The following is a 24,814-nucleotide window of genomic DNA, read 5'->3' as shown; positions in this document are numbered from 1 at the left end:
CGTCGAATATCCGAATCAATATTATTTGCCTAATTCCGTTTCTTTGGATCTCATCAATTTTCCATTGACATCTGTTAATTCAAGGTAAAAACTAACCGCTTTATCTTTATCAACAGGTACTGTAAATTCAAATGGGTATTCATTTTTATCTATAATCTTTTCCTTGCTTCCATTGATCTTGTAGACCAACCGAGCCTTCTTCCATTTTGTATCGTCTTCCTGAAGAAATACAAAAAGTTTTTGGGCATAAGCACCAAGCTTAAACAATAATGCCTTTGCCTCTCCTTCGGGGATATTGATGTAATCACTTCTCTGGTCTTTTTTCACATTCAGGATCTGGTCCTGAAAACCACTGCTGATTTTTACGCCCGGAATAGCCAGGGCAGTCATGCCGCCGGCAGGGACATTGATCTGGAAAGTACCGTCTTTTAAATCCAAAACCTGTACTGAGGGATATAAAGTCTGCACTCCGGTACTGTTTGAAAAATCTACCCTTGAAGCATCTACAGAAACACGGGTGCTGATATCCGCTCCGGATTGGTTCATAAAAGCAAGCAGAAGTGTATCTCCTTTTTTTGCACTCACATAGTTTAAAGCAATATTAGCGGTGTTCAACAGGCGGGAAGGCATCCAGAGTTGCACATTTTCGAACTGAAAGAACCGGCCTTTCTTAGCGCCGTAAAACTTGTTCTGCAAATAGGCATATCCTTCTATATAATCGCTTGGAAAGTCTATCCTGCCGCTACTCTTCACATAAGCATCCGAAACCAGGTAATCAACAAACATAGAAGCCATTGGCAGGATATGATTGTAATGAAAAGAGTTTACACTCTGGTCTTTATGCTCGTGGAGTGGAAAATCGGCCTTTTCATAGGCTGTAGTTCTCTCCGTATTGATATGATATCCCGGAAAACTTTCGGAACGGCCAACAATCGAAGCTTTAGCTACATTCATTAAAAACGGATCTTTTGTATGATAGCCTATCCTTAACAACCAGGGCGCATAAGTGGACATGAAAATACCCCTGTGCCCGGTTGAAGTTCCCGATGATTCTGGTGTAAGTCCCATCTCAGAAAGCCTCCACGCGGGCACTTTTTCTTCAGGATAATACATTTGATGATGCCCTTTTGATTTAAGGTACCAATACATCGGTGCTTTCCCTCCTTTATTTACAGTAACCACATCATTCGGTATAGCGGGTGTCATCCAGGTAAACAAGGTGTAATGCCTGGCCCCATCCTGTGCGGCTTCCAGATACCGGCGATCAGCAGTAAGTTCATATAACTCCAAAAGCGCTGACCAGTTATTGGTAAAGGTTGGCCAGAAGAAATTGGAACTAAACAAGGGATCACCAAACGCCTTTAACCTTGTATTTACTCTTTCTTTCAGATATTTATCTGCCAGGGTCTTGCTTAAACTTAAATAAGCCGAATCGGATGTCAGTTTAAACATAAACATTGCATTGACCCAGTTGCGACCTTTCTGCTCTTCATCAAGATTTCTGACACGCGCCGTTCCGAACTCTTTTTTTGCCATCGTAGCATAAAAGGAGTTGTTCCCACCAAAAACATCAGACAAAACCTGTAATTCGGACAATGGCGCAATAGGCCCCCTCAACTTTCTGGATGGAGACTGAATTTTCTGGTTGCTATCAATCGCAAACAGGAACTTTTCGCGCGACAACATAAACTCCATTAAAGGATATGCCCTTTTATCAAACATTTCCTGATCATCCCTCACGATAGCCAATTCAAGCGGGTTCAGGCTCGAAACATTCTTTACTGCGCCAGGTACATCCGTAGCATAGGCAAAGCCTTTCAGGCTATCAATAAACCAGGCATAGCGGGTCTTTGAATAATCAATCAGATTGTCCAGGGTTGTATTCATAGAAACGGTGGCATTGGTCCGGTAATCCTTAAAGCCAAACACAGTTGTTGCAATTTGCTCATATGTTTTGGTGATGCTCAAGGGCTCAACAATAAGGTTCATTGAAAACTCAAAAGAATACCCTGCACTCATCTGAGAATTGAAACCACCTGGCATCGGGGCGAAAACCTGGGGCTGTAATGCTGATTTGTTATTTAGAAGTGCAATCCCAAACTGGCTGTTGGTTAAAAGCGGTAAAGGTTGAAAAGGCAAATACCTCGAATCAGCCAGTACACCTATTGAGTTATACCCGTCATTCACCAGTGTAGTAGGGATTGTTGCCATAAACGAGGGCGTTAGATAGGGCTGCTGGGGAACCCGTTTTTCGGTCCAGATCAGCGGCTGCCATACTTCATCAACATGATCACTTTTAAAAGATGGCGCCCCGATATACCCAACACTATAAAAACCGTTCTTTTTTGGTGTAAACGAAAACGCTATTTTAGGATAAGGCAAACTACTTTTAACCAGCCACGCTTTTAGCGTAAATAAGGCGTGTTCGGGAAAGATAAAATGAATGGAATCTCCAGAACTGATTGTTTTAATGGCGCTAAGAAAATGTGTTTTTCCGGCGTGATAGATATTGGCCGTTCTATCTTGCTTCGCACTTCTTAATATTTTATCGTCAAATCCATCTCCGGCAACACTGGCACTAACAATTTGTTGGCGATAATCGGCCAGGCTACTGTCGCTGGTTTTCCAGGTAGGAATATTGTAAGATACTTTTTTTAAGCCTGAAGGTTTTAATGCAAGTTCAGGATCCTTTTCATTCCAAACAACAACAAAATCTGGCTTAAACAGGTAAGTTTTGTCTTTTGAGATAATTTTAAAGCCCTGATTATCTTTTATAATTTGCGCATTCGACTGCATACATAAACAGCACGCAATTGAAAAGCAAATGAATTTAAAATACTTTTTTAATTTAAAGATCTGTTTCATTTCAATAATGTCCCCCTTAGTAAGATGCGACCTAAATAGATCACTGTCTGATCATATTTTTCAGGATGTTGAATGATATCCCCTCTCTTGTCTTCAGGCAGTATCATGAGTTTATTGGCTTTCCGGCCAGACAGGGTTACCTTTACCAAATGGTCTCCCTGCGGCACTTTAATTACATCAAGTTGTCCACGGTAACGGTTATCGCAGTAGCTGTTGAATCTGTTCAATACATCCGCAGTAGTTGTATCTTTTGCCTGGTAATAAATAAAATTCCCCTCCTTTTCCCTGCTTAGTTTTACCGGTTTCCCATCTACGATCCACTCCAGTTGCCCAACCTCTGGTCCGCCAATATCAAATACGCCCAGCATATCTCCCTCAAAACGAAAACTAAATGTGGCTCCTGGTTTATTTGCAGAAAGTACATTGAAAAACCAGGGACTGAATTTTTTAAGGTCTGGATCAGTATCTGTTGGCAACACCCTCCAACCCTTATCAGTAACCGGCAAAGCTGATGGATCTACCATCGTTGCCTCCTCCCATGCGGCAGTAATTAATGGTTTTGGCAGCTCCTTCTTTTTTAAAGGCTTTGCTGCCTCAATTTTTTTAAATGCACGGGCAATGGCGGCCGCATACAGGTTCCCGCCCGCTGTTGTCGGATGGATTCCATCCTCAGAAAACAAAATTTTCTGCTGATCAACTGAGTTCGCTTTCCAGATCAGCTTTCCCGCAGCTTCCAGGCTTGCTGCCTCCACACCTAAATTCACAGAAGGTAGGTCATAATGCTCGGCAATCTGTTCCAATCCCTTAATATTTGGGGGCAAGTCATTTTTTTGATAAAAGGCAGTTTGCCCGGTTAAAATAGTATACAGCAAACAAATAGCTGTATTCGGGTTCTTCCTGATTGTTTGACGGATTATGCCCTCCATCCCGGCTGCATAAGCACCATTAACGGCAAATTCTATAAAAATAAGATCGGGTTGATGGCTGAGTACCTGTTCATCGATTCTAAATGCGCCAAGCTCCGTTCCCGTGCCAGATACACCTGCGTTGATCCATTGAAAGCTGGCCTGAGGATAAGTTTGCTCCAGGTACCGGGCCGTTTGAAGGCGATAACCAAAATTTGCCTGGGTGATGCTTCCTCCAATAAAAGCAACCACCACCTTTTTACCCGCATTTACTTTTTCAAAGAAGCCCGGAAAGCCTGCCCTGGCATTGCATTCCAGTTCATTGTTAAAATCACCCGTTTCAATCACCGGGATATTCGCTGCAGAAACATCAAAATAAAGCGGAGAAGCCCCTGCCTGGGAGGCCGCAATCTTATCACGATCAGGCCTGGTTTGAGAAAATGCAGTAACAGACATTAATAAACAACCAAGCAATGCAGTTTTCACACCTTTTTTATTCATTACCATTGAGTACAATCTTTTTTGATTTTGTTTTCCCATCATTACTTTTAAAAATGAGCTCCAGTTTTGCGTCCTCACCCATCGCCAGTTTGTTAAAACCCCATTCGTAAGGGTACTGCTTTATTTCCTGAGTCTGATTGTTACAATTAACGGTTACGGAATATCCATTTAAAGGAGCCGTTTCTGCAAATCCATAACAAGTATCCCAACCAAAGGGAGAGCGGATACGGAACAAGAATACATGCCCCCAGGGAGCCCCCAAATCAATCACCTTCATGCCATCTTTTACCGGCTGAGATTTCTTTGTAACGGGAGTCGCCTTTAAGGGAATAGCAATGGCCCTGAATCCTTTTGCAGGGACAACAACATCAATCTTAGCCGCTTTAAAATCCCGGGGGACCTGCTGATCGCTTTGCGCATAAACCAGGGCTTTCCCATCCGTTAGCGCAGCCGTAGCATCAGTCCATTGTACAGCTACTTTTTGCTCAGACTCAGCTTCCGAGGAAAGCAGGATCCAGAAGTTCTTATCCGAAATTGCGGTAACATAATTGATTCCTGGATGCTGAATATTTACCAGCCCTTTATGCATCCATAGTGTGGCCTCCTGATCGCCAAAAATCTTTCCTTTTCCGCCACCATATACCCGATTGTTAAACCAGACAAATCCTTCCTGTTTGCTATAAGGAAACACTACATTTCCATTCGAACGCTGGATGCTTTCTGAGATCAGGTAATCGAGGCTAAAAGCGATATGTGGTGGGATATGATGATAATAAATGGAACTCACATCTGGCCCTTTATAGGGAAAATCAACCGACATGGGTATATCTGTAAAACCCGTGCCGTAATAGCCCGGATAGTTTGCATAACGACCGATCACTGCATTGCGGGCATAGGTTTCGTAGATGGGTTTGTTCTCGTATTGGAACAAGCGCAACAAATGAGGTGCCCAGCTACTCATAAATACCGGACGGACCGTCTGATCTTTTACTCGGGTAAAATAAGTACTGGGCTGCTCCAGGCCCAAACCCACTGGCGATACCAACCATTCGGGTACTTTCTTCTCCTGTACATCGCCATTTTTCCGGGGAAAGCCTAAACGATAAGGCTTGTTGCCTTTCCACCAGATGTGTGTAACACCATCATAATGATTATTCTTGTGAATTGTTTGCAGGCTATCTTCCACTTTAGGATAGCTGCGTATTCCTGCAATGGTAAAATGTGCACCATATTCTGCGGCTTTCAGGTATTTTTTATCTTTTGTTGTATCATAGAGATCCAGCAGGTCCCACCAGGGCGGATAAAAACTGGCATTGTAAAAAGGCACATGACTCAATACTGTACTGGTATTGTTATATATTTTTTGCTGAATAAAAAGATCGGCATCTTTTTTTGCCTGTTGCAACCATTTTGCCTGTCCTGTGAGCTGGTATGCCCAAAGCGCCTGGTTCCATGAATGGAAATCTGTTGAATAGCCTTTTGCTACCCTTAGGCTATCTCCCGGTAGTGCTATATTTTTCAGCCAGGGATTCAATCCGCCCAATATGCGATCCAATCCTACGTAATAAGATGTGGTGAACTGAGAGGTAAGCGGATTGAACTCCAGCGTTTTTCGTGTAGCATTATAGGCTGTCGGAACAATATCTGTCGCCCATCGGTACCCGCTTCTTGAAAGCGTAAATTCTATGGTCGGCAAGGACCGGCTAATGTAAAATTCTTCATCATTCTGCAATACAGAAAGCGCGATGTTGGCCAATGGCGTGGCATTTACAACTGTAGGTGCTGTTTTAGGGTCGCCTTCAATATCAAAAAAACCTTTTAGCTTGGTTGACCATCCCGCAGCATTGTCGTTTTTTACCAGTTCAATCATATTGAATACCGCATCGGTAAGCGAAGCTTGTTGTTGTTTCCGGTAGTCCTTTACCTCAAACACTTCTTTCGATACATAATCCATAGCCGAATCCCAGTTGCCCGCCTTTACACCAATAATAAATCGTCTGTCAATCAGCTCGCCTGCACGGTATTTAGAATCATTCATTCCCAAAACAGGAGAAAACATAACCGGTTGTATCTGGTTATTGTGGTTCTTCAGTGTGAAACCCGCAGGCGCATAGTCTACAGAACCCCAATCCTTTTTAAACAATTCAGGGCTTGTTGCCACATAACTTGAAACAATACCTTGCCCTGTTTTTGAAGAAACAATAGCCAAGGGTTGCTGCATCATTGAAGTAATCATCATTTGCGGACCGTCAGAAAGCCGCTTATACTGAAACATGGGTGCCATCAGCACGCTTTCCAGCTCCTGATCGGAAACAGCCTGAAAAGCTTCGATCCCCATACTGTAATACCCTAGCTGGGCAACTTTGCAGATCAACCGCAGATCAATATGTTGCTGCCCCGGATGTAATGTCCACAAACCGGTTATTTCAGAACCATTCCTGGTCACATATTGAACTTTTATGGTCTGTTTATTTACAGCTTCTGCTGTTATGGGAATGGCCTCGCTTAGGTTCCCCGCCTCAAAAGGATTGAGATCGGCTCCCGGCTGGTAAACTGCATATTTATTCCCCTTAAAAACAAAATATGCATTTGGTTTTTGGCTATCCCAGGTCGGGTAGTATTTATTAAACTGGATGGCGGTGGCATTAGTACTGATTAAAAAAATCCTATGGTCTTCAATGTTTGCAGTACTTACCTGTTGCCAGGCCCCATCTTTTTTTATCTCTGTTTTACAAGCAATAGCCTTATGGTCAGCTCCCGTTCGTACAAACTGCACACGTACGGCCTCGTTTTCAATTCCTGCAATTACCTTATCCGTCTTGCCCAGTTGAAGTGCGGGACTCGTGTTTTTCTTTTCCGCTGTAAGTGTTTCCTGCATAACAGGAAGCTTTTTCCAGGATAAAAGGGTTTTCTTGTCTATATCATTTGGATTGATGGTGCTATCCTGCGTAAAAAGAATAGCATCGCAGCGGCCAAAATTAAAATTATGGAGGCGCAACAGCACATCAGCCTCCTTTAGGTCAGCACTTCCTAAACGCTCCCAGGCATATCCTGGTTTTCCATGTCCACCTGCTTTTTTTAACCTGGCATTTCCAACCGAAAGCTGGAATAACCGGGTACCAGGACGGGTATCAAAATCTGGGGTCCTTATCCAGATGGCATAACGACCTGCTCTTCCGATATTCATCACGGTTAATGCATCAGATGTACTGTCCTGTTCTCCTTCTAAAAATCTTAAAATGCTACCACTGATGCCGTCTTTATTGACTTCATTAAACCATTTGCCTTTAAACTGAAAATCAGTCCCCAGCAACAGGCTTTTTTCTTGCTGAGCAATCACAGTTCCCGTTGTTAAAAACAAGAATGCTGTTAATAATAAACATAGCCTGGTTTTCTGGTACATGTTTTAATTTATTTGTATGTAAATGCATAAACCTGGAGGCCATAAGGTGCTATTTTTATAGGGTCTCCTGTAGAAAAAGGAATTTTTGAACCTGATGCAGAAAAACATTTGGCAGTTTTCAAATCCAGGCTGTGCCCTGAAATAAAACGGGACATGTCTAGCTTGAGTGTACTTTCCTGTATTTCGTCATCGTTATTCAATACAAACAGGTAAAACACTTTATCCTGCTTATTCAGAGCGCATACATAGTCCATATTGGGATTGTTCAATAAAACCAGTTTTTCCATCAATGCCAGGTCTCCCTGCTTGTCAAATATTTTTCCCTGCCTGAAGCCAAATGTTTTGTGAGGGCCAACCTTAGGCGTAAGAAAACCTGAAGGAAAATCAATCCGCCCCTGCGAACGTAAGGAAAGTTCTGCCATCAGGTAATCGGTGATCCAACCCACCTGCCACCAGGCGTGATGAGGAAAAGGCCCGGCTCCCTTGTTCATGGCGCTCCAATAATAGGAAGCGACTCCTGTGGCGGGGTCTACAAAAGCATCTTTACTTAAAGCTGCAGTCCTTGCCATTTTAAGGTATAGCGAATCTTTTGTCAGTTGAAATAACCTTACAAACATGCCGGCATGGCTTGCGAGCATAATGGGGCCGCTGTTATTTGCGGAACCTAAAATTCCTCCATGTTCAAAGCTTAGCCCCACCTGGCTTATTTGCCAGTCTTCCAATTGTCTCGACCCAACTTTTTTGCTTTCTTTATTCGGAATCGGATGAGAATAGATGGAGGTGGTATAGAATTGTGCAGTTTTAATGGCAGCCTGTTTAAATCGTACATCCTTTGTAATTTCATACAGATCGAGCAAAGCCTGGGCACTTTGTCCCGTTGCAAAATCAGGCGCAAACCTGGCATCTCCGCAAACACCTAAAAAGTATCCTTTCTCTACAGCATTTTTGATATACCAGTCTGCAGCTTTTACAGCCGCCTCCAGGTATTTCCTATCCCGAAGCGTTTGGTATGCTACCAACAGCCCGTAAAAAGTAGGTCTGTAATCTTTCAGATCTTCAAACATAGGTTTTTGCGTGTCGTTATGATAAGCTACTTCCCAATAACCTTCTGGTTTCATTTTAGTCAAAAGCCAGTCGGCCGCCATACGTATACCCGATTTAAGCTGCTGATTATCTGGCTCAAATAAGGACACATTTCCCATATCAAGCAGCATATAATAAGTGGTTGCAATTGGCTCGGTATAAGGCCCCCACTCTTCGGTAAACCGTTTTGAATTGTGGAGGTAATATTGACCAGCTGCAGCTCCGTGAAAGAACCCGCCGGAGGTATTTTGCTGTGCCAATTTAAAGTTCAATGCATCTTTAAGACGTTTCTGAACCAGAATCGGATCTTGAGTGATATTCGCCAACATCCACATGGCCCCATAATCGGCATTTTTTACGGCGTCTTTTTCAGAGCCGTACACTCCACCCAAATATTCCTGAGCACCGATCGTCCGGCCGTGATAATCGAAAGTCCGCCACCGTGAAGTACTGTCCTTTTTCACATAGTCTAAAAGCTGTTCCATGCGATCAGATAAGGAAAGCTTGGTTTGCTTTAAGTGCAGTAACTCATCAAAGCGGTAAACATCATTTACGACATGCTGATATGCCTGATACCAGTTTGAAGTATTGATGGTGTACCTGAAATCAAAGGAGATGCTTTCCCCCTTTTTTAAATACGACTTGTTTTGCCCCAGTACCGGATGATATAAGGTTGGGCTCAGTTGTTCCTGCCTGTTGATCAGCGACAGGCCAAGCAGCCAGTTCGACTGGGTAGATTTATCATATTCCCATGGGTGTCTGGCTGTTCCCGGCTCGGCCGTTACGGCGAGTGTAATTCCATCTCTATTGGTGAGCATAGCTGTAAGTGCAGCCGCTGTTCTTTCTCTTACCACCACCGGTCTATCCGGAATTCCGTGTCCATAAGCATAGGCATCTGTAAAGTTATTGTTGATGGTACTGCCTTGAAACACACCTGGGATACAGCCCCATTCAAAACTTTTTTTGTCGTTTGTGTTCAATGCCGGAGTTGCTATGGAATAATATCCATCCCTCTCGGCTGTTAAATGAATAGAAACACATAGATCATTTTTGTAAACAGGATCTAGTTTCCAGATTGCTTTTACGGTAGAAACCGCTGTTTTTTGCTGAAAAACGAGTGTATTACCAACCTGCTTATACTGCTGTGGATAAAATAAAATGGCACGCCCTTCCTTATTTAAAGAAACCGCAGAGGTATTCGCCTTCCAGGTAGGAATGATATAGCGGTATTCAGGTTCAGGAAACTGAATTTCTTTCCCGTTTTTGTCCTTAGCCTCCGAATCCATCCTGGGTTGATCTGCACTGTAAAGCAGGTTATATTGCCCCAATGTGCCAGACAGGGAATGCCATCCGTTTTCACCTTTTACCGATAGCTGTTTTATTTGATATCCCTTACCGGTATCTTCCCAGTTCAGGCGAAGTACATCATTTGTTAATCGGGCTTTGGGCGCTAGCTGGGCATAGCTGCTGTTTGCAAAAGCAAGCAACAGCACGATTAAAATTAAAGGGTTTAATCTCATTGGGTAATGGTTAAATCTATTTCTTTTACAACTGTAAGTGATTCTTCTACATTGGCGTTGGTTGCCACAAACGACACTTTATATACACCAGCTTTAGTATAAACCCTGGTATAATCTGTCAGTTTCTGGGAAATATTCTTAATAGGCTCCCCTACGTCTGGCAAAATACTATTAGGGTTGAACTGTTTGCTTACTACCCAGTCGTCATCAAGATCGGTACTGTTCCTCACCGTAAGCAACTGTGCTGAACTAATACTCCAATTGGTTGCAGGACCACTAAAATTAAAAACAGTCCAACCCGCGGTAGCCATAGTGGCCAGTACCGCTTCTTCGCCCTGCTGATTGGTGCTTTTTAGATCGAAAGAACGGATTACCCACCGGTTTTGCTGTGCTTCTGGTTTGATAACACTGGTCTTATAAACCAAAGCCAGCGCCATATTTTTGTTACGCCCGGCAAAAGTGTTCAGGCTGATATTTCCTGAGGGTGTCTGGTCCAGGCCGGCAGATAAAACGGCTTTATCTGTAATATCTTCCCAGGTGGCAGCCTTTACATTTGTAGCATCATATATTCCGTTGAAATTGGTAGATACGTACAGTTTTATCACCGATTGATCGATGGGCATTAAGCCGAACTGGGCATAAGTTTTAAAATTGAGGGAAACCGAATTTCCTTCCACGACCGTTCTTTTCCGGTATTCATATTTGCGCCCGGTTTCTCCCGACCAAAATACAATGTTCTCTGGTTTACCATTAATTATAAACCGAACGGGTTCTCCAACTTTATAACTGTTTTTTTCCAACTCAACAGAAAAATCATCCTGCGGAGCCAGCTCATAGGTCTTCTGGCAGGAAGCCAGGGAAAATAATATTACAGATGCAATTAATAGCTTATTCATCTTATACAATTTTGTAGTTACCATCCTGTATTTTGTTTGATATTAGGGTTAACGGCCAGTTCGCTGTTCGGGATCGGGAATAAAACAGCACGATCTGTAACGCGCTGTGCCTGTGCAACAGCCGCGTCTTTTAAAGCAGTTGGCATGTTGGTTTGGTATTCTCTTGCCTGTGTTTGCATAACGGATGGATAAATACCCCATCGTACAAGATCGTGCTTCCGGATGCCCTCAAAAGCAAGCTCACGTAACCGTTCATTCCTGATCAGATCAAGGAAGTCCTGCTGCGACAAATTAGCAGCAGCATCGGCCGCCACATCAGGAACAAGTACATCTTTTCCATAGCCTCTTCGCCTCACCATATTTATCGCTTTATACGCATTTGCAGAGGGCCCATTGTTGGTATAATTATCAGCCTCTGCAAACATCAGCAATACATCGGCATACCTTAACAGCGGCCAGTTTGTACCGGTATAGTTTTGATTTCTTGGTAAAAGAAGTTCATACTCGCGCCTCCATTTTCCATTGCTACGGTCGTATACCTGATCTGCTGCCCAATTGGTCCGTACAGCCGTTTGTCCGCTTGTCACATACCGGTAAGGAGCAACTGTCCAGTCCCTTCTCAGGTCGCCATTCGCATAAGCATTGTAAAGCTTCGCCGTAGCATGAACATAATCATAACCATATCCCATTTCAATATTTCCACAGGTAATGCCGTTATAGCTGCCAATCATGCCGCCCTCTTGTATTTCGCCCTGGTTTACGCCTTTAAATTCTACTTCCCACATACTTTCCTTTGTATCGAAAATCTCCTGAACATGGTTGATATAGATTTGTTTGAAATCGGGATTAAGGCTGTGCAATCCTGACAGCATTACTTTTTCTGCATAAGTTCTGGCATCAGCATATTTTGCAACATCATTTAACGGGGCGCCTGCCATAGTCATATAGACCCTCGCGAGTATACCCTGTACGGTAGTTTTCGTAATACGGGTATTATAGCCATAATCAAAAACGGATTTCACCAGGCCTTCTGCCTGTTTCATATCAGTAACGATACGTTCGTAAAGGTCCTTTAACGGCGTGCCAGGAAGAGGCGGTTCTTCAGGTGATTTACTCGATTGAAGCTTTAAAGGCACGCCTCCAAACTCATCTGCCAGCAGAAAATAATAGTAAGCCCTTAAAAATAGTGCCTGCCCTTTTATTTCGTTGCGTTTTTCAGCAGTCACCTTAACGGCCTTATCTATGTTTTCGAGTAACATGTTCGCTCGCTCAATACCCGTGTAAAGCGTTTCCCAATGTCTGTTTAATTCCAGTGTCGAAGCATCCACAATATTGGCATTCATTCCCGATGTCTGGTTTTTCATAAAAAATTCGTCACTAAAAACCATGTAGCAAGACATCCCTTGTGAATAAACCCTGTTATCGCCCAAACGGTCGTATACTCCGGCCAGTGCAGATTGCAGTTCACTTTCTGTATTATAATAATTTACTGGCGATACAAAATCCTGTGGGGTTGTATCCAGGATCTTTGAACATGAGCTAACAACCAGTGCCAGCATCATCGCGATATATAATAAAGTTGTTTTCATTTGTAAAAACATTTATCGTTAAAAAGTTAGGTTCATACCAAAGGTGATGGTGCGTGCCCTTGGATATGGGCTCCAGTCGAAACCCGGTGTAAGCGCAGAATGGCGCACTGAAACTTCAGGGTCCAAACCGGAATAGTTGGTCCAGGTTATCAGGTTTTGTGCCGAAACATTAAAGCGGGCTGATTGTATTTTCAGCTTTTTCGTTATTGTAGAAGAAAGGTTGTAGCCCAACGAGACCGTCTTTAACCGTAGGAAGGAGCCATCTTCTATATTTCTGTCGGAGAATACATTAGGACCATAACCACCTGCGACAGGCAAATCGCTGTTCTGATTTTCCAGAGACCACCTGTTCTCGTAGGTTTTAAACATATTAAGACTTGGTCTGGCTTCTGCGCCTTCAAATACAATCCGGTTCGCATTTAAAATGTCATTTCCGTAAGACCATTGTAAGAAAACATTGAGGTCAAATGGTCCATAAGTGAAATTATTGGAAAAACCTCCAATGTGTTTCGGATTAGGATTACCAACAATCGTCTGATCATTTGCATCTACCACCCCATCTCCGTTAATGTCTTTGTATTTGATGAAGCCCGGCTTAATGAGCGAGCGGGCGCTCCCATTATTCGGTACATCAGGTTTCAGCTCATAGCTACCGTTAGATAGTACATTGAAATCACTTAAAGGGTACACGCCATCAAAAACATAGCCGTAAAACAAGGCTACGGGACGCCCTGGTAAGGCAATATAGGGTAAAGAGTTATTGAAATTGGCGTTCCAGTTCGAAACACGTGTAATCAAACTAGGCTGATCACCATTCAACTCTTCGATCTTGTTGGTATTAAAGGCAATGTTAAAATTGGATGTCCAGCTAAATTTCTTTGTACTCACGTTTATTGTATTTAAGGTAAACTCCAAGCCCCTGTTTACCACAACACCAATATTTTTAAATGCGGCAAGGTACCCGGTTGAAGTAGGCAATGAAGCATTCAGCAACAAGTCTGTGGTTCTTTTATAATAATAATCGGTAGTTAAACTGATGCGTTGCTTAAAGAAACTTAAGTCTATTCCAAGGTCAAGGTTTCCGGTTCGCTCCCATTTAAGGTTCTCATTTCCCAGCCCAACAGGTATAGTTCCTTTAATGTATTGTCCGTTAAAATAATAGCCACTTCTGGTATTTCCGGTGTTGGCGCCTACTTCCTGATCCAAAATACTCAGGTACGCAAAGTCTGATACCCGGTTGTTTCCGGTAATTCCATAGGAAGCCCTCAGTTTTGCGGAAGAAATGGCTTTAACTGATTTCAGGAAATTTTCTTCCCCAATATTCCAGGCAAAGGCCCCGGAAGGGAAATAACCCACTCTGTTATCCCGGGCAAATTTTGAAGATCCATCACTACGGATAGAAGCCGTGAACAGGTAGCGGGAATTAAACGTATAGTTCACACGTCCCAGGAAAGACACCAGCGTTGAATAACTACCTGAGGTTGTTTTTACCAGGACAGTCCCCTGATCAAGCCCCCTGACACCCAATGACTCATTTGGCAATAAAATAGATACAAATCCATCACCTTCCATACTATTTCGCTGCATGGTAAATCCAGCCACTGCATCTAAACGGTGTTTCTTGTTAAATGTCCTGTTAAATGTGAGCAGGTTCTCGTTCAGTAAACTGCGGATATTTTGATTTTCGAGGGAACCATTAATGCCATAGCTTTGCCCATAAACGGTCCGTGGATTTCCAGCTGCCGTATTAGAATTGTTAAAACGCTCAAAAACCAAACGGGTATCCGTCATCCCGCCACTCACCTTAAACTTAAAATACTTCAGGAAAGCATACTCCGCAAAAGCATTGGCAGTAAGTGATTTGTTAAAAGCATACTGATACAAGTTGTTGGAGTTTACCACCGGATTTATCCTTAAATCTGTATTGCCCGCCACATCATCGTCAAATGGCTGATCAAGGAAATTTTCATCATCCGCATTGCCAGTAACAGGCCTGTATCCCCATGTACTGTACATCAAATACGAACTGGCATTTCCGGCCGAGCTGCTGTTTAAGTTATCACTGGTTAGATTTGCGATCTGACCTTTTTTGATTCCGTATGTATAATTGGTATTAATGCCAATTCTCATGTTTTTCCCTACACGCTGATCGATCTGAAACCGCCCCTGGTATCTCTTATATCCACCATTAATAACAATTCCGTTCTGATCTAAATAAGAGCTGCTTACCGAATATTTTGTAGCCGCAGTGCCGCCCCTCATAGAGAAGCTATGATTTTGCATAAATGCATTCTGTAATACATTATCCTGCCAGTTTATCCCGCGCTCATTGCGGTACGCATCTAAAGTTTTGCCGTCCTTAAGATACAAAGCGGTAGCCGAAGTCTTATTCAGGTCCAGCTGATACTTCACAAACTCATAAGGGCTCATCACTTCTATCTGTTTTGACGGATACTGATAGCCCAGCCAATTGTTATAGTTAACTACCGGTGCGCCTACCTTACCTTCCTTGGTCTTGATTATGATTACCCCATTGGCCCCTCTCGCTCCATAAATTGCGGTAGAAGATGCGTCTTTCAATATATCTATTGATTCAATATCATCCGGATTAATGGTATTGTTGTCGGGATTTTCCAAAGGAAAGCCATCAATTACATAAAGCGGTGAGTTAGACTGGGTAATGGAATTTCCTCCGCGAATGGTGATGTTGCTAATACTGCCTGGCTGTCCATCACCAGAACCGACCTGCACTCCTGCCACCCTTCCTGCCAAAGCATCTTCAAAAGAAACCACCGGTGCTTTTTCCATATCTTTCATCACTACAGAACCGACCGAACCAGTAAGGTCCTTTCGTTTTACCTGGCCATAACCAACAATTACCACATCATCTAAAGCAGTGTTGTTAGGTACCAGCTGAATTTTATACTGGTTTTGACTGGTGATAACCACAGTTTTGCTGATGTAGCCAACCATGGAGACAACCAATAGTTCACTTTCCTTTGCATTGGAAAAGCTAAAGCGGCCCTGATCATCTGTTACGCGGGAAGCCGTTTTCCCCTGGATGACTACTTTCGCACCCGGCAAGGGTTTCCCGGTTTCTTCTGTAACAGTTCCGGTAATGGTTTTTACCGCTTGGGCCAGAATGGAAAGCGGAATGCCCAGAACCAATAGCACAGTTAAGAGTAAGTTTGGTTTCATATTCATTATTATATTTGGTTGCATTGCTACGACAGACATTTACATATCCGCAGTATATTTTTAAATGACTTGCTAAAGCATTTAAAACCTCATCCAGATTCCGAGAATAGCAATTAGAGCGGTATAACAATAATTCCTACGCATATAAACCAAACGCTCATAACATTAGTCTGGTCTGGACTGGTAAGTAAACAAATATAGTATATTTTATTTCTTTTCAAAAGATAAAAAAAATAAAAAAAGCTCTTTACGCCCGAAATGGGCTAATTATTGAATATTTGTTAGGTGGACTGGTTTGGTTTGTATGGTGTATTAATTACATTTGCCTAAATAATATACCCATGACCTCCGAAAACACACTGCAGAAAGGCAATCAAGGCAAAATGAAATACCAACAGCTTGTCGATCACATTATGTCACTGATTGAAATTGATCAGCTACGTATTGGAGATCAGCTGCCTTCTCTTAAGCAGCTGCAGTTGCAATTAAAAATGAGTAAGGAAACTTTACTCAAAGGCCTAAATGAGCTTGTTGAAAAAGGTATCGTAGAATCGGTATATAGGAAAGGATATTATGTACGCAAAAAGTCCATTCATCATTCCTTCCGCGTGTTTTTGCTACTTGATAAAATGAATATTCTGCGTGAACAGTTTTATAGAACGCTTTTTAATCAACTGGAAAACCGCGCCGATATCGACATCTACTTTCACCATCATAATTATCAGGTATTCGAAAAATTGATCAAAGAAAACCTGGGATCATATACACATTATGTCATTGCAACTTTTTTAAAAGAAAATGTAGCCCCGCTCCTCAACCTGATTCCCAACAAGAAAAGAATAATTATTGATTTAAACGAGCAAGGTTTATCAGGCAATTACAGTAGTATATATCAGGATTACGGCTATGACATTTATAATAGCCTTCATAAGCTAAAGGCCGAGTTGAAAAAATACGATCGGCTGATCTTGGTTGCCCATCCCGAAGCCGTCCATGCAAAGCTGGTAATTGAAGGTTTTTTACATTATTGTACTGAAACTGAGTACCCCTACCTGATACAATCTGAAATTGATGAAAAGACTTTTCAAAAAGGTAATGCTTATGTAACCTTTAGCAGGTACGACACCGATGATGTGATGTTAATTAAGCTCGCCCGAAAAAAGAAATTTAAGTTGGGAAAGGATATAGGTCTCATCTCTTATAATGATACGCTCGTGAAAGAAGTGCTTGAAGATGGGATTACTGTTATCTCAACTGATTTTGAAGCAATGGGTAAAACAGTCGCACAAGCCATCCTGGATGAAAAAATCGTGATTACGAGAAACCCAACAAAAGTTATCAAAAGACGTTCGCTCTAGTCGGGTTCTTCCTCGCCTTTGGTGATTATCAGAAGTTTTTTCATTTTCTGCCATAATATAATAACTTAAGGCATCAATAGAAAAATGGCAACCGCTGTAAATGTTACTACCGGTTACCTATGGTCTTATATCTGTTGCACGCCTTATATCATTAAGTTAAGCCCTGTGGTCGTCAGCCTGAGTATAGCTGAAGATTTATTGATATTGAATCAAAACTCTACACCGCAAAGTCGATTTTAATAATAACTCGTATAATTATGCGAAAATCACATTTAGTTCAATTAAAGAAATTTTTATTTTTGCATAACACCAGCTCAAAGTCGATGGGTTCAATCAAAAAGGCTAAAATGGATAGCCCAAAAGGGATGCATTTTTTTATTCTTAAAACTATTATCGCTCAGGGTTGTTGACATAGATCGGGTATTAATGTGAATGTACCTCCTTTAATTAAATAATTACCGCCCAGTATGGACTTAACTTCCCTAAATCAACTGTTTACCTTTAAGTCGATTTTTGAAAGCTTGGAAGACGCAGTAATCTGCAATGACATTGATTTTAAAATTACAGATATAAACCCGGCGGCAGAGCGACTGTTCGGTTTTACAAGGGAGCAGATCGGAAAGGCAGTTTCCGGAATAATGGAAAAAGCCGTTTTTGAAGAGTATAAGCGCTTAGTGGACACTGTGCGGAGTGGTGCGAAGGTCCATGATTTCCGTACCGTACGCCGATCGGTAACCGGGGAAGACCTGTATGTTTCCATTACCATCTCTCCAATTACTGATGCTGAGCAAAAATTGATAGGCATTTCCCAAATGATCCGCGACATTTCAGATGAGTATACCGCTGAAGAGCAGCAAGCTACACTGGCGGCCATTATTGAAGGATCCGAAGATGCAATCGTCTCTAAAACGCTGGATGGTTTCATTACCAGCTGGAACAATGGAGCACAAGGAATTTTTGGTTATGCTGCATCAGAGGTAATCGGGAAGCATATTACCATCCTCATCCCTCAAGATCGGATACATGAAGAAGATTACATTATCACTAAGGTAAGGGCAGGCCAGAAAATCGAACATTACAAGACAGTACGCCTGACCAAGGACGGAACTGAAATACCTATATCGCTTACCGTATCACCCATAAGGAACAAGCAGGGGCGCATTATTGGGGTAAGTAAAATTGCACGTAACATTACAGCGCAAAAACTTGCCGATGAGAAGCAGGCCGCATTGGCAGCCATAGTAGAGAGTTCTGATGATGCCATCGTAAGCAAAACGCTCGACGGTATAATCACCACATGGAATAAAGGGGCTGAAAATATTTTCGGCTATAGCGAAAACGAAGCCGTTGGCCGCCACATCTCTCTATTGATTCCGCCAGACCGTCTTGATGAGGAAGAACGCATCATAGGCAGTATCAAAAGAGGTGTTAAGATAGATCACTTTCAAACCATAAGGATAAGCAAGGAAAACAAGGAAATCCAGGTCTCCTTAACAGTATCCCCGATCAAGAACAGTGATGGGATAATTATTGGCGCTTCAAAGGTAGCCAGGGATATCACTGCCCAGAGAGAAGCGGAAAACGCCTTAAAAAGCAACTCCCAAAAGCTCATGATCCTGAATTCGATAGGTAAGAGCATCAGTGAACAACTGGATGTTAATGTCATTTTGCAAAAAGTGACCGATGCGACAACAGAACTTACAGGGGCGGCATTTGGCGCTTTCTTTTACAATAAAACCAATGCCGAAGGTGAATCTTATATGCTCTATACGCTCTCGGGCGCTCCCCGGGAGGCATTTGAAAAATTTGGTATGCCCCGTAATACAGCAGTATTCCACACTACCTTTAGCGGTGAAGGGGTTGTGCGTGTAGACAACATCAGAAAAGATGAACGTTATAGCAAAATGGCTCCCCATTTTGGGATGCCCGATGGACACCTACCTGTGGTCAGTTATCTGGCTGTACCTGTAATTTCCTCAACAGGGACAGTAATCGGCGGGCTTTTCTTTGGTCACCCAGAACCAGGTGTATTTCTGCAGGATCACGAAGACCTGGTAGTTGGGGTTGCTTCGCAGGCAGCCATAGCACTCGATAACTCTAAACTTTTTGAAGAGGTTAAAACCCTTAGCCTTAAAAAAGATGAATTTATAGCCTTGGCTTCCCATGAACTCAAAACACCACTTACCTCTATGAGCGGCTTTCTCCAGGTGCTTCAAAAAACAGCTTCGGATGGTTTGAACAAAGTTTTTTTAAACAAGGCGATCAAGCAGGTAGACAAACTCAATATCCTGATCAACGACCTGTTTGACATTTCCAAAGTCCAGGCTGGCAAATTACAGTTCAATTTTGAGCGGCTGGACCTTGGTGCACTAATCGGTGATATCTGCGAAACATTTGAGCAGACCGTTCCCGGACATAATTATATTTATTTCCGCGAAGGAGACCTTGTATTACAAGGGGATAAAATGAGAATGGAACAGGTAATCACAAACCTGATCGGCAATGCAGTAAAGTATGCACCAAATTCCCGCGATATTAATATAACGGCTGTAAACCATAACCATGAAATAGTTATTTCCGTGATAGATTATGGCGCAGGGATTCCTGCGGCCGAACAGGTCCATATATTCAGCCAGTTTTACAGGGTAAGAGAAAAGGACAGGAATATATCCGGACTTGGACTGGGCCTTTACATTACAAAGGAGATTATTGAACGCCATGGAGGGCGGATATGGGTGGAAAGCGAACCCGGTAAAGGTGCTGCATTTAAATTTGCGGTCCCTAGTCTGTAACACACACATTAAATCTAATCTAACAAAGACAAACACAAATGAGCAAAAAATTAGTTTATGTCCTGGAGGACGATGCGGATATCAGTGAAGTGGTCAGTTATATCCTGTCCGAAGAAGGCTATGAAGTAAATGGCTGCCCTACCGTTGCGGCGTTCAACCATATGATCTCGCAGAGATTGCCTGATATAGCGATTCTTGATATCATGTTACCCGATGGTAACGGACTTGATATCTGCAGGCAATTGCGCATGGATGAGCGTACCTCAGTCATTAATATCATCATGATGTCTGCCAACACGACCAAGAACGAAATTATGGGTTCGGGATGTGGCGCAGAATTTATAGCAAAGCCCTTTAATATCGACCATTTCGTTGCCCGGGTAAACCAGTATGCATAAATTGGCTTAACACCACTGTAGATTTTGCTGTAAATGATATGCTGATTTTAAAGCTACCTTGATAAATCTTGCAGAGGCCTGCGTGGTATAGTTGATGGAGGTTAATTATGTTTCAATCAATCATCGAACGGAAACCGTTACAGCCAAAATCTCCGCGATAGAAAATTCAGCGCCGCAGACAAATTCGTCTGCCGCTCCGTAGTAAATAGTGAGCTTATCCCCCTCAACTACATGTCCGTTGGTAAAGACTACTTGACCGAAAAACCCGCTTAACTCATATGGCTCGCTTGGAACCATAATCGGATCAATCGATCTTCCTAAAACAATTGAAGGGTTCTGGTGGTCGAGCAGAAAGGCACCCAGGCAGTAACGATGGCGCTCATCTGCCCCGTGGTATATCGCCAACCACCCTTTCTCGGTCCATATGGGCGAAGCCCCGGCGCCTACACGGGCACTGTCCCACATACCTTCCCTGGTCTTAATAATGCATTTATGGTTTCCCCATCGGTTAGCATCAACCGAATCGCATAGCCAGATAAAGTTACCACCAATTTCTTTCGAACTTGGACGGTGAAGGGCAAAAAATTTTCCGTCAATTTTTCTCTCGAAAAGTGCGCAATTCTTATTGTGTGGAGGCAGGATCATTGTTGGCAGGGAAAAGTTTTCCCAATCCGTAGTGGTGCGAAGTCCCACTCCTACGCCAGAGGCAGATACAGCTGTATAGGTTAGATAATACACTCCTTCAATTTCAGTAACCCTGCAGTCTTCTATCCCAAAACGCTCCAGCTCACCCATCCCAAAAAGTCCGGGAAATCTGTCGCTTTCTGAAAAATGGACACCATCGTCACTACTGAGCAATCTGAGATGGGAGACGGTGGTAAGATAATCCAGTCCCCGGTAATTCATAACCCTGGCATCTGTAGAAACCAGATCAGGATCGTTAATGGCAACTTCGATAATTTCCAGCTTGCCCAGTTCGTTCATAACGGGAAAAAACACAAAGCCCTCTTTCTGCGCCTTGTTTTCTGCTACCCTTACCAATAGCCATGTCTTTCCCTTAAAACGGAAAACGCCTGGATTTAACAGGCAGATAACCTGAAGGGAACTATTACTGGGTGTGATATCTTTGGGTAATAAGATCGGATTTGACAAAAATCTTTTAGCAAGGTCTTTCATAATGAAAAAACAACCATCACGTGGCTAAAGTTTTCATATAACATAGTTATAAGACCTGGCCAACCGGAAAAGCAAAAAAATCAACCCTATTTCTGTTTTTTGACGAATGGTCGGGATCATGTCCATAGGTATAAACCTTTATCTGTTTATCATAGTTTCCGAAAATTTAAAGCCTATGTCAATTCCAGGATACGATGCGCCAAAATATCCCTTTCTTGATACGGTTACCTTAAGCTCAAATACCATCGAACTGGAGCGTGCTACGGTTACTTGGAGAATGAAAAAGGTATTAACAGACAATGAAAAGATCAAACTAACAGACGAAAACAGGTATTTATCTCCCTCATTTCCAGTATAAAACCATTTTAGATCAGGCGCTCATGAAGTTAAATTTACGTCATTAAATTAAATCAACGGGACGATTTAGATTAATCAATTTAGCCTTTCAGAAACGAAAGGCTTTTTTTATTAACCCATTTTTCATCGGTGGCAAATTACCCTGAAACAACCCAATGATTTCCCTTTTAAAGTACAGCGTTTAGCAATAGTTTTTTAGCAACCAAGAATGGTCTTCAGGGTTATTAACCTTAGGCCAGCTATCCTGCCTTAAGTACCATTAATGTTCTTCCTCCAACCGCTATACTGCTATCTGCCTCAAATTGCGCTTTCGGATTTATACCTTCATCAGTAGAGATCTCAACAGACCATTTAGGCGCATATTTCTCTTCAGGCAGTTTGAAGGTTACACTTTCATGATGGGCATTGAAGATGAGAAAAAAATGGACATCAAGAATATCCGCTCCATTTTCTGCTTTCCCCTGTATTCCCTCCCCATGAAGAAAAATCCCGATACTCCCAGAACTATCCGATTGCCAATCAGCTGTTTCCATAATTTTACCGCTTGGAGAAAACCAGGCAATATCCAAAAGACCATCCGAATCTATCCTATCACCTACTATCCATTCCTTTCTACGCAGGCTTGGATGTTTTAGGCGGAGTTTGATCAGATCTTGGGTAAACTTCAAAAGTCCCTCATCTTTGTGCTGCCAATCGATCCACGAAATTTCATTGTCCTGGCAATAGGCATTATTGTTGCCTTTTTGGGTCTTTCCTAATTCATCACCCGAGGTGATCATCGGGATACCTTGTGAAAGCAGCAGTGTGGCTAAAAAATTACGTTTTTGTCTTGCTCGGAGCGCGTTTATGTTGTTATCATCCGTTTGTCCTTCCGCACCGCAATTCCACGAATGGTTCTCGGCCTCGCCATCGGTATTATTATCACCATTTGCCATATTGTGCCGCTCATTATAGCTTACCAGATCGTGAAGGGTAAACCCATCGTGTGCCGTAATGAAATTGATGCTCGCTGTTGGCCTTCTATAATCCTGCATATAGATATCAGGACTACCCAAAAATCTTTTTGCAAACTGCCCGAGTGTTCCCTGATCACCTTTCCAGAAACGGCGCATCAGATCACGGTATTTGCCATTCCATTCTGCCCAGCCAGGAGGAAACTTGCCTACCTGGTAGCCACCTTCTCCCAAATCCCAGGGTTCAGCAATCAGTTTTACCGTAGAAATGATCGGATCCTGGTGGATAATATCAAAAAAAGCACCCAACCGGTCAACATCGTGCAGCCCCCTTGCCAAAGTTGAAGCCAGATCGAACCTGAATCCATCTACATGCATCTCCTGTATCCAAAACCTCAGACTATCCATAATAAACCTGAGTACGGTAGGCATTCTTGAGTTTAAGGTATTCCCCGTTCCCGTATAATCTGTATAATATCGTTTGTTGTTTTCTTCAAGCCTATAATAGGTTAAATTATCTATGCCCTTAAAGGAGAGTGTAGGGCCTTTTTCGTTGCCCTCGGCAGTATGGTTATAAACCACATCTAAAATCACCTCTATTCCGGCGGCATGCAGCGCTTTTACCATATCCCTAAACTCCCTGACCTGACTTCCACTGGTACCAGAAGAAGAATACCTGGATTCGGGCGCGAAAAAACCTATGGTATTATACCCCCAATAATTATTCAATCCCCTTTCAATAAGATGGCCATCTGAAACAAATTGGTGTACCGGCATCAGCTCAACGGCAGTAATGCCAAGCGATTTGAGGTATTGGATGCTTGCCGGATGTGCCAACCCCGCATAAGTACCACGTTGAGATTTGGGAATTAAAGGGTTTAACTTAGAAAAACCCTTTACATGAAGTTCGTAGATAACACTTTGGTTATAGGGAATCTGCAAGGGTTTATCATCCTCCCAATCATAGGTCATATCAACAACTACCGATTTGGGCATGTAGGGCGCACTATCGGTTTCCGAGAAACTCAGATCGTCTTTTTCTCCTTCCAGATCATAACCAAAAACTGCAGAACACCATTCCACATCACCAGATATTGCTTTTGCATAAGGATCAATAAGTAATTTATTGGGGTTAAACCTATGGCCATTAATGGGTTCATAATCTCCATGTACCCGATAACCATATAACTGCCCGGGGCCAATATCGGGAATATAGCAGTGAAAAACATGGTGATCACGTTCGGCAATCTCAACCCGCCCAATTTCTGTACCGTGTTCATCGTACAAGCAGAGTTCTACTTTTTGTGCATGCGCAGCAAAAAGCGCAAAGTTAGTCCCTTTGCCATCCCAGATAGATCCAAGCGGATAAGGACGGCCAGGAAGCTGGTAAACTGTATGCATATCAACTGTTATTTAAGTGCATTTATTCACGTTTTCAGTATTACTCATCAGCGAAACCCCGGAAAATTATCAGCCTCCGGGAGTGCGTCTAGTTAATATAAGGTTGAAATCCTTACATAAACCAACAAAATAACTGATGAACAAACAGAAAATCTTCATTTGAAAAATAAGGTCGAAAAGGCAAATAAACGCCTTTTTAATCTTCTGGATTTCCAGCCAGCTCTCCGGATACATTGTTTTCTTTATCACTCCACCTATAAGCCCCGATGAACTTCATTGTCTTCGAGACCTTTAACTGCAGGGCATCGATGTCAAAATATTGATAGTCTGTTCCGTAAATTTTCCCTTTATTAACAATCAAATTATCAAAAAGGTTTAATCGTTGCTGCGCTAAAGTTCAAGAATATAAAATTAACAGC

General features: G+C 42.5%; 13 protein-coding genes. 4 read left to right on the top strand and 9 right to left on the bottom strand.

The window, feature by feature from the left end; translation table 11 throughout:
* Positions 1-21: 21 nt before the first annotated feature.
* From LQ227_RS24085 to LQ227_RS24055, 7 genes are read right to left on the bottom strand one after another with little or no spacing between them, the layout of a single operon-like run.
* Positions 22-2,865 (bottom strand): hypothetical protein, encoded by a 2,844-nt coding sequence (locus LQ227_RS24085; RefSeq protein ID WP_230151560.1) that lies wholly within the window; start codon positions 2,863-2,865, stop codon positions 22-24.
* Positions 2,862-4,313 carry an SGNH/GDSL hydrolase family protein gene (locus LQ227_RS24080; protein WP_230151557.1) on the bottom strand — a complete coding sequence of 484 codons (1,452 nt, stop codon included), beginning with the start codon at positions 4,311-4,313 and terminating at the stop codon, positions 2,862-2,864. Before LQ227_RS24080 ends, LQ227_RS24085 begins: the two co-directional genes overlap by 4 nt.
* Positions 4,264-7,674 (bottom strand): hypothetical protein, encoded by a 3,411-nt coding sequence (locus LQ227_RS24075; RefSeq protein ID WP_230146225.1) that lies wholly within the window; start codon positions 7,672-7,674, stop codon positions 4,264-4,266. Before LQ227_RS24075 ends, LQ227_RS24080 begins: the two co-directional genes overlap by 50 nt.
* Positions 7,675-7,682: 8 nt before the next feature.
* The gene (locus LQ227_RS24070) at positions 7,683-10,277 is read right to left on the bottom strand and encodes a glycerophosphoryl diester phosphodiesterase (protein WP_230151555.1); all 2,595 of its coding nucleotides are present in this window, start codon (positions 10,275-10,277) and stop codon (positions 7,683-7,685) included.
* Positions 10,274-11,173, bottom strand: a complete 900-nt coding sequence (locus LQ227_RS24065; protein ID WP_230151553.1) for a DUF5017 domain-containing protein — start codon at positions 11,171-11,173, stop codon at positions 10,274-10,276. Before LQ227_RS24065 ends, LQ227_RS24070 begins: the two co-directional genes overlap by 4 nt.
* 17 nt (positions 11,174-11,190) lie before the next feature.
* A complete protein-coding gene (locus LQ227_RS24060) occupies positions 11,191-12,762 on the bottom strand; it encodes a RagB/SusD family nutrient uptake outer membrane protein (protein ID WP_230151551.1) in 1,572 nt (523 codons plus the stop codon).
* Positions 12,763-12,780: 18 nt separating this feature from the next.
* Complete coding sequence (locus LQ227_RS24055) at positions 12,781-15,960, bottom strand: TonB-dependent receptor (RefSeq protein ID WP_230151549.1); 3,180 nt, start codon at positions 15,958-15,960, stop codon at positions 12,781-12,783.
* 341 nt (positions 15,961-16,301) lie between these two features.
* On the opposite strand from LQ227_RS24055, the gene LQ227_RS24050 reads away from it, so the two are divergent.
* The 3 genes from LQ227_RS24050 to LQ227_RS24040 all read left to right on the top strand — a co-directional run bounded on the left by LQ227_RS24050 (position 16,302) and on the right by LQ227_RS24040 (position 20,508).
* Positions 16,302-17,318, top strand: a complete 1,017-nt coding sequence (locus LQ227_RS24050; RefSeq protein ID WP_230151547.1) for a GntR family transcriptional regulator — start codon at positions 16,302-16,304, stop codon at positions 17,316-17,318.
* Positions 17,319-17,785: 467 nt separating this feature from the next.
* On the top strand, positions 17,786-20,110 hold the full coding sequence (locus tag LQ227_RS24045; protein ID WP_230151545.1) for a PAS domain S-box protein: 2,325 nt from the start codon (positions 17,786-17,788) through the stop codon (positions 20,108-20,110).
* Between the two features lie 38 nt (positions 20,111-20,148).
* Positions 20,149-20,508, top strand: coding sequence for a response regulator transcription factor (locus LQ227_RS24040; protein WP_215126336.1), 360 nt, complete (start codon positions 20,149-20,151; stop codon positions 20,506-20,508).
* Positions 20,509-20,628: 120 nt separating this feature from the next.
* Here LQ227_RS24040 and LQ227_RS24035 read toward each other — a convergent pair whose 3' ends face one another.
* Positions 20,629-21,660 (bottom strand): glycoside hydrolase family 130 protein, encoded by a 1,032-nt coding sequence (locus tag LQ227_RS24035; protein WP_371824755.1) that lies wholly within the window; start codon positions 21,658-21,660, stop codon positions 20,629-20,631.
* Between the two features lie 199 nt (positions 21,661-21,859).
* On the opposite strand from LQ227_RS24035, the gene LQ227_RS24030 reads away from it, so the two are divergent.
* Complete coding sequence (locus LQ227_RS24030; RefSeq protein ID WP_230151541.1) at positions 21,860-22,042, top strand: hypothetical protein; 183 nt, start codon at positions 21,860-21,862, stop codon at positions 22,040-22,042.
* A 238-nt stretch (positions 22,043-22,280) separates the two neighbouring features.
* Here LQ227_RS24030 and glgX read toward each other — a convergent pair whose 3' ends face one another.
* The gene (gene glgX, locus LQ227_RS24025) at positions 22,281-24,395 is read right to left on the bottom strand and encodes a glycogen debranching protein GlgX (protein WP_230146216.1); all 2,115 of its coding nucleotides are present in this window, start codon (positions 24,393-24,395) and stop codon (positions 22,281-22,283) included.
* Positions 24,396-24,814: the final 419 nt, after the last annotated feature.

This window comes from Pedobacter sp. Bi27 (assembly GCF_918698255.1).
GTDB lineage: Bacteria > Bacteroidota > Bacteroidia > Sphingobacteriales > Sphingobacteriaceae > Pedobacter.
The sequence above is the reverse complement of the archived record's forward strand: the minus strand, read 5'-3'. Positions and strand labels throughout refer to the sequence as shown.